Below are 11675 nucleotides of genomic sequence, written 5' to 3' on the forward strand. Positions count from 1 at the left end.
ATATTTACTGGATAGTGATCGGGACTGTTTTTGTTGTCGAATCATCATTAGTGGTAAAAGTAAGTGTTGAACCGGAGTACCTGCCTTTCGGCAAAGACCATGAACGGGTACTATGTGCTAAAACATACCCCATTAACCCCTGGTTAATCGTTACCTGATGCTTACCTGAAGATAAAATTACATTACTCAGTTTCAAGTGTTCCGGCCCATTATTTACGATGCGCAGTTTTTCAGGAACAGAATGAGTATCCAGATAAAAATTAATGTTACTTAAATTTGGCACGCTCTGAGGCGTATTAATAAATACCGGAAGTGTGTAACGCAGTAAGAATCTTACAGCACGCTTTCCGCTAGTATCTGCAGCTCCGGGCAATTCATCTACAACCAGTTTGTAAGTTTGCTCAGATGGCCCTGCCGGGACAGGAAGGATAATACGTAATAACTGCTGCTTGCCTGGCGGTATTGCTGTAATGGGCGGACTGACTATCAGAGACTGAGTTTCTGTCAGCACATCAGTTTCATTCTGCTGCGTCCATTTATAGACCCGAACCTGTGCGCTGATAGGATCGGCACCCGTATTGTTTACATATATTGCTTTGACATTTTCTCCCTGTGAAAAATTAATATTCACGGGGAAAACCTGTAAGCTGGCGGCATATGAAGAAGAAAAGACAAAAGTCGCAATCAGGATACTGAAAAAATAACAGATACGAGTCATATACCTTACCAGCCAGGAAAATAATTAATAATCTACAGTCAGCATTACTGTATCAGTATAATCGCCAGCAGGTGCAACCTGCAATGCAGCTGAACTTACCTGGCCATAAATGTTAATGCTCTGAGCAACACCGCTACCGGTACCAGTGCTACCTGTGGTAAATGGTGTCGTTGCAGTCTTATCAGTATAGAGACTATAGGCAATTTTGTCTCCGTTAGTATCTGACATTTCATAATCATGTGAACTATCAGACGAAACCTTATACGGCGTATTTTTGGTGCAAACGACCGACGCTGTGGTTGAAACAGATAAGTCACCCGCGTTGCTGTATTGCTTACCAAAAGACATATCACTGGCAGTAATACTACATGCCTTTAATACTGTCAGCGACACATTCATATTGGCAGTTGCCTGCTCAGTATAAGCAGAAGTATCTGCATAACTTGCAGAAGTAAAAACTAAAGATGAAGTTACAGAAATCATTAACAGTGATTTTTTCAACATATTCTTTCTCTTTTTATTTTTTTGGTTGGTATGTTCAATCAGAAGATCGCCGGAGTACCTGAATAAACAGATTAGCGATTCAAATGATTCGTAGTGCGGCAGCATTATACTCGTCAATAATAAAAATCCAACGCAGATGAATGATCAAATATAACTATCAATGAAGTTAGCATCAATAAAACCCATGATGGAGATATTTTTTAGAGTATATAACTATTAATATTCAAAATTTTAGCACAGAACACTATATAAATAAATAATATGCAATTAAATACTCTAAGGTGCCGCCTTGCATTAATAGGGAAAAACTATTAATCAGTCATTTAATCCAGCTTATAAATCGTCTAAACACCTCTTTTCAAGACTAAAATATCGTCGTAAATTACAAATAGCCTTGATTAATATCGTTATCTTTACAATAAAATTACTCTAAAGGCATTGACCTGATTATGTATTCACCAAAATAACTCTTTTATTCATAAGTACGTATATATATTCCATACATGTTTATTTTTTAACCAGATAAAACACTGGGTTTTTAATGCTTTTTTGTCACTTGTCGTTTTAATCAGGGTGCTATATATTTCAGGGCTATTCTATATTTCGCGGTAAATGTTCTGGTTATTATTAATATTCTTATTTGCGATTTCGTTTCGTTGGTTAATTATTCTGAGCCTATCGAATACACGCCTTTTATTATGATATCTATTGATGCATAAACATTAGGCAGGTAACTATACGCAGTAGGGTGCGGTATATTCTTCTTCTGATTATGGCTAAGCCCATTATCCCGGGACACTGTAAGCCTGTCTGAGAAGCCCCTCACCTGCTTGCTTCACAGGAAGTCAGCAGGCATGCATAAGCATCATTCCGGAATACATACCTGCCAGTAATAGTACTGCTTTTTTAGTACGGTTTAGCTCTGTTCATCACTGGCATGAGAAACATTCAGTGCCCGGCACGACGGTATCGAGAGCATCCTTAACAGGCTGTTTTACAGGCAAAAAAAAACCTGCCGTTCTTTCGAAAGGCAGGTTTTTGATCAGCATGAAGGATCAGCCAATAAAGTCCAGATTATTCATATAAGGCTTCAGGACTTCCGGAACACGGATCCGACCATCGGCCTGCTGGTAGTTTTCCAGTACAGCCACCAGAGTACGTCCGACCGCCAGTCCTGACCCATTCAGAGTATGCAGCAGCTTCGGTTTTTTCTCGGTTTTACTGCGGCAACGTGCCTGCATACGACGAGCCTGGAAGTCAGCCATATTTGAACAGGAGGAAATCTCGCGATAGGTATCCTGTGCCGGTAACCAGACCTCAAGGTCGTAAGTCTTAGTGGCACCAAAGCCCATATCGCCGGTGCATAGCAGCATTTTGCGGTAAGGAAGTTCCAGTAACTGCAGAACTTTCTCTGCATGACCGGTCAGTTCTTCCAGCGCCTGCATCGACGTCTCCGGAGCAACAACCTGCACCATTTCGACTTTATCAAACTGATGCATACGGATTAATCCGCGGGTATCACGACCGTATGACCCGGCTTCAGCACGGAAGCAAGGTGTGTGTGCCGTCATTTTCAGCGGTAAATTTTCTTCGTCCAGAATTTCATCACGGACCAGATTCGTCAACGGAACTTCCGCTGTCGGGATCAACGCATAATTACTGCTGTCGGCTTCTTCTTCCAGCGGACGAGTATGGAACAGGTCGTTACCAAATTTTGGTAACTGACCGGTGCCGTATAATGAATCCTGATTCACCAGATAAGGGACATACATCTCGGTATAACCATGTTCACCGGTGTGCAGGTCCAGCATAAATTGCGTCAGGGCACGGTGCATACGGGCAATTTGCCCTCTCATCACCACAAAACGTGAACCGGTCAGCTTAACCGCAGAGGCAAAATCCATCCCGCCGGCAAGCTCACCCAGATCCACATGGTCACGTACCTGGAAATCAAACTTCAGAGGTTCACCCCAGCGACTGACTTCCAGGTTATCTTGCTCATCTTTCCCCTCAGGCACTTCATCTGCTGGCAGGTTTGGCAATGTCAGTGCAAGATTACGGATGTCCGTCTGAAGTGCGTCCAGTTCTGCTTTGGCAGCTTCCAGTCGCTCTCCCAGTTCATTCACTTCCTTACGCAGTGGCTCGATATCTTCCCCACGCGCTTTGGCCTGACCGATGGATTTGGATCGTGAATTACGTTCCGCCTGGAGATTTTCGGTTTCTACCTGCAAAACTTTACGACGTTCTTCAAGAGAACGTAACGTCTCAACATCCAGAGTAAATCCCCGGCGTGCCAGTTTTTCTGCAACTGCGTCTGGCTCATTACGCAGCAGATTGGGATCGAGCATACTAATCCTGTGTATGAGTTAATAATATGAAAAAATCGTCGGGAGAGATCCACAAAACGAAATAACGTTGCTACTCACCTTACCGTAATGTTTTTATCAGCGGTAGCGTTTTGTCGGGCTATTTTGATTCTGTTCAGTCAGCCATGCCAGCTTTTCTGCAATTTTCGTCTCCAGACCGCGTTCAACTGGTGAATAATAGCGCGAACCGGCCATTTCAGGCGGAAAATACTCCTCACCAGCGGCATAGCCGTTAGGCTCATCATGGGCATAACGGTAACCTTTATTGAGCCCCATTTCTTTCATTAGTCGGGTCGGTGCATTACGGAGATGATCCGGAACATCATAATCAGGATTTTCTCTGGCAGATGCCATAGCAGCATTAAAAGCCCGGTATACCGCATTACTCTTTGGCGCGCAGGATAAATAAACAATCGCTTGTGCTATCGCCCTTTCTCCTTCGGCCGGACCCACCCGGGTATAACAGTCCCAGCCTGCCAGCGCGACCTGCATCGCTCTCGGGTCAGCATTACCGATATCTTCTGAAGCAATCGCCAGCAGGCGTCGGGCAACATACAGAGGATCACCGCCTGCGGTAATAATACGTGCATACCAGTAAAGGGCTGCGTCCGGGGCTGAACCGCGAACGGATTTATGCAACGCTGAAATCAGATCATAAAAGCGGTCACCTTTATTATCGAAGCGGGCGGTACGTTCGCCGGCGACTTCGGTTAATAACGCCGGAGTAAGTATTCGCATCCCCCCGGCATCTGGTTCAGCCATATCCGCCATCATCTCCAGTGTATTCAGCGCCCGGCGCGCATCCCCGTTCACTAACTCCGCTATCATCTTCCGGGTATCGTCCGGTAATTGCAGATTCTGTCCGCCGAGTCCGCGTTCACTGTCGGACATTGCCTGACTGAGCACGTCCTCAATGTCGTTAACCGTCAGTGATTTCAGCAGATAGACCCGGGCACGGGAAAGCAGTGCCGAATTAAGTTCAAAAGAGGGATTTTCTGTCGTAGCGCCGATAAAGGTAATGGTTCCGTCTTCTATATGCGGCAGAAAAGCATCCTGCTGACTTTTATTAAAGCGGTGCACCTCATCCACAAAAAGGATCGTCCTGCGACCTGCCTGTCTGCTCTGATCCGCCCTCGCAATAGCTTCACGGATATCTTTGACCCCGGAGGTAACCGCAGAAATACGCTCGACACCGGCATTCGCATACCGGGCGATAATCTCTGCCAATGTTGTCTTACCGGTTCCCGGAGGGCCCCAGAGGATCATAGAATGCAGGTGACCGGCTTCAATGGCTCTCGGCAGGGGTTTACCTGCGGCCAGCAGATGCTGCTGGCCGCCATATTCAGCCAGTGTTCGAGGCCGCATACGTGCGGCCAGGGGCTGAAAATCGTTTGCAGCGAAATCCAGAGAAAGTGTATCCACATTCACCTCACTGACGCTGATCATCCACCGTTACCCCTTGAGGAGGAGTAAACCTGAATTTATCCGCGCTGATCGCACCATTCTGTTGGCTTTTCAGCTCATAACTGCTGCGTTGCCCGTCCTGCTCAACCGCACTAAACTGACGGATCGTGCCGCCCGGAGTCACATCAATCGTGAACTCTTTTAAATTACCGTCACTGCTCTTCGGCGTCAGTTCAAAATTATCGCCCTGCTGCTTCACATTATAGCGTTTCCAGTCTGATGGCTGATTACGTGCGATCAGCATAAAAGGCGTATTGCTGGTGGCATTTTTCACCCAGGTCGCCGTCACCTGTTCAACGAAAGGATTATAAAACCATAACGTTTTGCCATCGGAGATAATGGTACTTTCATCCGGGGCGGTCATGTGCCAGTTAAACAGGCTCGGACGCTGAACCCACAGTTCACCTTCACCGTTCTGCACGTTATTGCCTGAAGCATCCGTGACTTTCTGACTGAATTGCGCATGAAAACTACTCACTTTATCCAGACGTGCCTGCAGGCTGGCTGAGTCGTCGGCCCTGACAGCGGCTGAAATCATAAGACTGATAACACCTGTAGCAATCAACAATTTTTTCATCTGTAATTATTCCTTATCCTTCATTCCGGCTGTGCACTGTTAACCGTAGTCTCTGCCGGTATATTCCGACAGGAGAAAAAACTGAATTCTGAGTATTACTATGGGGATAGCGGGAGTGATAAGCAATGGGCCAGAAAACTCTGGCCCATCAGGATAACAACCTGTTATCAGAACTTACATTTCGTGCGGCGGGGGTGACAGCACTTCCCGGTTACCGTTATGTCCGGGTTCGGAAACTATCCCCTGAGCTTCCATCTGTTCGATGATCCTGGCGGCCCGGTTATAACCGATACGGAACTGTCGCTGAACACCGGAAATCGAGGCGCGACGTTTTTCGACCACAAATCCGACCGCCTGGTCGAACAGCGGATCCAGTTCTTCACCGTTGCCATCTGCGCCGCCCGCTCCGTTCTCACTCTCATCACCGGCAGTGATACTGTCGATATATTGAGGTCTGCCCCGGGCTTTCCAGTCCTGAACCACAGCATGAACTTCCTGGTCACGGACAAACGCCCCATGCACACGTACCGGCATCGACGAGTTAGGCGGCATATAAAGCATATCCCCCATCCCGAGCAATGATTCCGCCCCGGCCTGATCCAGGATGGTACGGGAGTCAATTTTACTTGAAACGGTAAAAGCGATACGCGTAGGAATATTCGCTTTAATAAGCCCGGTGATCACATCGACCGACGGACGCTGCGTCGCCAATACCAGGTGAATACCGGCGGCACGGGCTTTTTGTGCCAGGCGGGCGATCAGTTCTTCTACCTTTTTACCCACGGCCATCATCAGGTCAGCAAACTCATCTACCAGCACGACGATGTAGGGCAGCTTTTCGAGAACCGGCGGTGTAGTGTCCATACTATCACCAGGTTTCCAGAACGGATCCGGAATAGGCCGGCCCATCGCTTCAGCCTGCACGATTTTTTCGTTATAACCTGCAAGGTTACGTACGCCCAGCGCGGACATCAGCTTGTAGCGACGTTCCATCTCTCCGACACTCCAGCGTAACGCATTGGCTGCATCCTTCATGTCTGTCACAACTTCAGTCAGCAGATGCGGAATACCTTCATACACAGAAAGTTCCAGCATTTTCGGGTCAATCATAATGAAGCGCACTTCATCAGGGGTTGCCTTATACAGCATACTGATGATCATGGCGTTCACGCCGACAGATTTCCCTGAACCGGTGGTACCGGCGACCAGCAAATGGGGCATTTTAGCAAGGTCTGCCACCACTGGCTGACCGGCAATATCTTTCCCCAGTACAATCGCCAGCGGCGACGGATTGTCCCTGAACTTTGCGCAGTCCAGCACTTCACGCAAATAAACGGTCTGGCGATGTTTATTCGGTAATTCCAGCCCGACATACGGCTTGCCCGGAATGACCTCAACAATACGAACCGCAACGGCGGATAATGAACGGGCCAGGTCGCGGGAGAGATTAGAAATTCTGGCGGCTTTCACCCCTGGCGCCAGGTCCAGCTCAAAACGGGTGATCACCGGTCCCGGTGAAATACCGACAACTTCTGCTTTGACTCTGAAGTCATTCAGTCTTGCCTCAACCAGTTTACCTGTTTGTTCCAGTGCAAACATATCCACCGGCTCTTCTTCCACCGGAGGTGGCGTCAGTAAATCCATGGTCGGAAGAGGTGTTGATGGTTTTTCCAGTGGCTGTTCATGACGAACCAGGAACGGGTGGAACAGACTCTGCTGTTCCTGAGCAGCCTGCGGTTGAGAAACCGTTTCCTGCGGGGCCGCGTATTGCGGCTGCCCCGGTTGTGCAGTGGCGCCCTGCGGCTGCGAATACTGCGCTGAGTTAACCCCTGAGGCAGAAGACGGTGACTGTGCCGGTGCTTGCTGAGCCGCGTATTGCGGCTGCCCCGGCTGTGCAGTGGCGCCCTGCGTCTGCGAATGCTGCGCTGAGTTAATCCCTGCGACAGAAGACGGTGACTGTGCCGGCGCTGCAGTTTCAGCCCCCGGAGCAATCGTAAACAGAGGCTCTGCCGGATTGTCATCCACCAGTTCTTTCATCGGTGAGAAATCAAACGCAGAGATAGCCTCTGAAGAGAGTGGCGCAGAGGTCGCTACATGGTCAGCACTGACTTCAGTAACATCCTCTGCCGTCGTCTGATACCGCTGTTGTTGCTGTTCGGAGAACTGTCGCGCCAGCATCGCCTGTTGCAGCTCATCTTCTTCTTCAGGTGTCACAGTGACATGATCCTCGCCATACCGTGCCTTTTGCTGCATGGTAAACGCCTGGCGCAGCGCCGCCTGGTCGAATTCATTTTCTTCGGCCGAAGACTCGCTTGTCTCCGTCATCTGAGAATTCAACTGACGCTGTAACTCCTCTTCACGTGCTTTTTCTTCCGCAATACGTTGTGAAGGTAATTTAATACCATAAGAGGCCATTTCACGGCGGGTCGGCAAACGGACAGGATTCGGACGTGGCAGTTCCGGCCCCCCAATCCCGCGTTTTACCTGAGGGTTACCACTACGCTGTACAGGTTCCGTCACCGTCGGAGGGGTCTGTAATTTACCCATACTGGCTGCCACAGCAAACGGTGACTGCCCGGCCGGTTTTACTACGGTGGCAGCCACGGTCTGAGCATTGACTGCAGCAGGCGTCGCCGCCGCAACCCGGGTCTGAGGTACCGCCGACGACGACGTCTGAGGGTCAGACCGGGATGTCTGAACCTGCGGAGCTACCCCGGAGGCCCGTGATGCCGGTGACGGCGGAGCTTCAGGCGTCGGCTGAGACGCAACCGTCTCCGGTACATCGAAACGGTAAAGCGGTGGCTCTGCGGCCTGCGTTGTTTTCACCTGTGCCGGTGCTCTGTAAGCATCGGCTGCGACGACCGGCGTCGGGCGGTTTTCCGGTACCCCGGATTGAACCGATGCAGGTTGCGGGGTTACCGGTGCAGCGGTTTCCGGTGCCGTTCCAAACGCTGGCGCACTGAATAATGGATCGTTGTCATCCTCCGCCGTGACTGAAGCAAAGGTTGATGGGCTCAATAAGGGGTCATTATCATCCGTTTTCGGAGCAGACACTGGCGTTGAAAACAGCGGGTCATGTTCTTCGTTCTCTGACGGATGTGCGGTATTTCCGTGTGCCGATGGCTCGTTTGCCGCAGCATCTGTCGAACGGAACAGAGGATCATCTTCTGTGACTTCCTGTGAGGTTTCTTTGCGGGAAACCGACTCAGGCGCGTCATCCTCATCCTCATATTGCCAGCGATCATCACCCCGGGAGCGATTGCTCGCGAAGGTAAGAACGGTCATTACTGCCCCGCCGATCTTCTCTGCAATTGTCAGCCATGACCACCCGGTATACAGAGTGATCCCGGCCGCCCAGACAAACAGCAGGACCAATGTCCCTGTCATCTGATTGAGATAAGGTGCCATCGCACTACTGACCAGGCTGCCAATCACGCCTCCGGAGGCGAAATACCAGATATCATCAGCATTGATTGCGGCCAGACCACAGGTAGTGACCACCAGCGCCAGCACGCCTATCAGACGCAGGCCGATAGCAAAGCAATCGATGTATTCATTGCGGTTGCGATGACGGAAGGAAATCCAGCATAAACCAATGATCACCACCGGAATGGCGTAAGCCATCACCCCGAAGATAAAGAACAGGGTATCAGCCAGCCAGGCTCCGGGCCGGCCACCTAAATTATGGATGGGCTCATGCCAGGCGGTTTGTGACCAGCTCGGGTCAGAAGGATTAAAACTGACCAGGGAGACCATTAAATAAACGGCAAAAAGTGCCACCAGAATCAGTAATGCTTCCAGCAGCCGTTGTCCACTACTCAGTGGCGTTAAAGATACATCTTTATCTTCTGTATATTCCTGGCTCAAGAGATCTCTCCAGGTGCCTGTCAACGAAAGAGAGGAACAGCACCATTAGTCAGCACTGTTCCTGTATGAATTCACAGGAGTGTACCTAATTGCCACAGGTTTTGCACCTGGCTGATTTAGCGAGTTTTAATCACTAAGCGGTTACTCTGCTTCACTTCTTCCATGACCACATACGTGCGGGTATCGTTGACGCCAGGCAGGCGTAACAGGGTTTCCCCCAGCAGCTTACGGTATGCGGACATATCCGGAACACGGGTCTTCAGCAAATAGTCAAAGTCACCGGAAACCAGATGACACTCCTGAGTTTCCTCAAGTTTCTGGACCGCGGTATTAAATTGCTCGAACACATCAGGGGTGCCACGATTCAGAGTAATCTCAACAAAAACCAGCAGTGATGCATCCAGATAGTGCGGATTAAGCAGTGCGGTATACCCCAGAATAAACCCCTGACGTTCCAGGCGGCGGACTCGTTCAAGGCAAGGCGTCGGAGACAGACCTACCCGTTTAGAGAGCTCGACATTCGAAATACGGCCATCTTTTTGTAGTTCATTCAGGATATTTCTGTCGATACGGTCCAGATCTTTGCCAGGGCGTTTCTTATTATCTGTCATTATTATTTTCTCTCTTCATTTCCTTCCCTAAGACTACCTGCCCTTCAACCTGTCATCGGTGAAGGGCCTGAGTTATGTTGAAACATTGCCTGTATATTTGCTGTTTTCGGTTCATTTCACTGTCTGTCCACGATGAAACAGGCCAAAGACAACTCAGGTTTATTTATCCGGCGTTCAGAAGCTACGGCCTGCGCGGCTCCTGTTCGCTGAACTTTATTTGTCTCACCTCATGTTTTCGCAAAACAACAGGCGATTGTCAAAGTAAAACATCCAATTTCAGTACAACATTCCGCCGTCTGCGGTGAATATAAATTTTCGGCCAATACTTTTAGCCTTTTATCCTCCCGTCACCACAGTGACGGATCCCTGTCAGAGGCCTTAACCACGGGTGATTAGTTTCAACGTTCACATTAATAAGTAATCTCCGCTATCGGACTCTTTTTTTCGTCGTCGCGTTTGCCTACAATCTACCGATATTTGTCAGCGGTTTGTTTTATTGAGGAAAAAAGCATGGCCAAACACAGTAAACTACTGATCCTGGGTTCCGGCCCTGCCGGTTACACTGCAGCTGTCTATGCTGCGCGTGCAAACCTTAATCCGGTATTAATTACCGGGGTAGAAAAAGGCGGGCAACTGACCACCACAACAGAGGTCGAAAACTGGCCGGGTGATCCTGAGGGCCTGACCGGGCCCGGGCTTATGGAACGTATGCATGAACATGCGATTAAATTTAATACTGAAATCGTTCACGACCATATTCATACCGTCGACGTAAAGCAACGCCCGTTTCGTTTGATCGGCGACAGTGGTGAGTACACCACTGATGCGCTGATTATCGCGACCGGAGCCTCTGCACGTTATATTGGTTTACCTTCGGAAGAAGCCTTTAAAGGTAAAGGCGTCTCCGCCTGTGCGACCTGCGACGGTTTCTTTTATCGTCAGCAAAAAGTGGCAGTGGTCGGCGGCGGAAATACTGCCGTCGAGGAAGCCCTCTATCTGGCAAATATCGCCTCTGAGGTTCATCTTATCCACCGTCGCGACACCTTCCGTGCCGAAAAAATCCTTATTGACCGGATGATGGAAAAAGTCGCCAGTGGCAATATCGTTCTGCACACCAATCGCATCCTGGAAGAAGTCACCGGAGATGAGATGGGGGTCACCGGGGCGCGTCTGCGTCCGACAGAAGACAATGCTGAATCCGAGCAGATTGATGTCGCCGGGGTATTTATTGCCATCGGTCACAGCCCGAATACTGCGATTTTTGCTGATCAGCTGGAACTGAATAACGGCTATATCGTGGTGCAGTCCGGTCTTCAGGGGAATGCAACCCAGACCAGTATCCCTGGTGTGTTTGCCGCCGGCGATGTGATGGATCATACCTATCGTCAGGCAATCACTTCTGCAGGAACCGGCTGTATGGCTGCCCTGGATGCCGAACGTTATTTAGACGGCCTGGGCCAGGACGCGTAGTTTTCCCCCTTCATTTTGAATGAGACTCTAAGGCGACAGCGAAACTGTCGCCTTTTTACTGTTCCTCATGTTAAGGTACCTGCACTTTTACAAGGGGT

The 11675-nt window shown here is 49.5% G+C and carries 8 protein-coding genes; 1 reads left to right on the forward strand and 7 read right to left on the reverse strand.

Annotated features, from left to right (window positions below):
• Window positions 1–4: 4 nt before the first annotated feature.
• From GTPT_RS13270 to lrp, 7 genes are all read right to left on the reverse strand, one after another.
• Window positions 5–718: a fimbrial biogenesis chaperone gene (locus GTPT_RS13270; RefSeq protein WP_025902860.1), complete on the reverse strand. Its 714-nt coding sequence runs from the start codon at window positions 716–718 to the stop codon at window positions 5–7.
• 24 nt (window positions 719–742) lie between these two features.
• A complete protein-coding gene (locus tag GTPT_RS13275) occupies window positions 743–1222 on the reverse strand; it encodes a Csu type fimbrial protein (RefSeq protein ID WP_025902861.1) in 480 nt (159 codons plus the stop codon).
• 1055 nt (window positions 1223–2277) lie between these two features.
• Window positions 2278–3570, reverse strand: a complete 1293-nt coding sequence (serS, locus tag GTPT_RS13280) for a serine--tRNA ligase (RefSeq protein ID WP_029990812.1) — start codon at window positions 3568–3570, stop codon at window positions 2278–2280.
• 96 nt (window positions 3571–3666) lie between these two features.
• Window positions 3667–5010 (reverse strand): replication-associated recombination protein A, encoded by a 1344-nt coding sequence (locus GTPT_RS13285; RefSeq protein WP_156022696.1) that lies wholly within the window; start codon window positions 5008–5010, stop codon window positions 3667–3669.
• Between the two features lie 7 nt (window positions 5011–5017).
• A complete protein-coding gene (lolA, locus tag GTPT_RS13290) occupies window positions 5018–5629 on the reverse strand; it encodes an outer membrane lipoprotein periplasmic chaperone LolA (protein ID WP_025902864.1) in 612 nt (203 codons plus the stop codon).
• Between the two features lie 174 nt (window positions 5630–5803).
• Complete coding sequence (locus GTPT_RS13295; protein WP_038011599.1) at window positions 5804–9496, reverse strand: DNA translocase FtsK; 3693 nt, start codon at window positions 9494–9496, stop codon at window positions 5804–5806.
• A gap of 116 nt (window positions 9497–9612) precedes the next feature.
• The gene (gene lrp, locus GTPT_RS13300) at window positions 9613–10107 is read right to left on the reverse strand and encodes a leucine-responsive transcriptional regulator Lrp (protein ID WP_025902866.1); all 495 of its coding nucleotides are present in this window, start codon (window positions 10105–10107) and stop codon (window positions 9613–9615) included.
• Between the two features lie 510 nt (window positions 10108–10617).
• Here lrp and trxB point away from each other — a divergent pair.
• On the forward strand, window positions 10618–11577 hold the full coding sequence (gene trxB, locus GTPT_RS13305; protein ID WP_025902867.1) for a thioredoxin-disulfide reductase: 960 nt from the start codon (window positions 10618–10620) through the stop codon (window positions 11575–11577).
• The last annotated feature ends 98 nt before the right edge of the window (window positions 11578–11675 follow it).

The sequence above is a fragment of the Tatumella ptyseos ATCC 33301 genome, from assembly GCF_000735525.1.
GTDB classification, from domain to species: domain Bacteria; phylum Pseudomonadota; class Gammaproteobacteria; order Enterobacterales; family Enterobacteriaceae; genus Tatumella; species Tatumella ptyseos.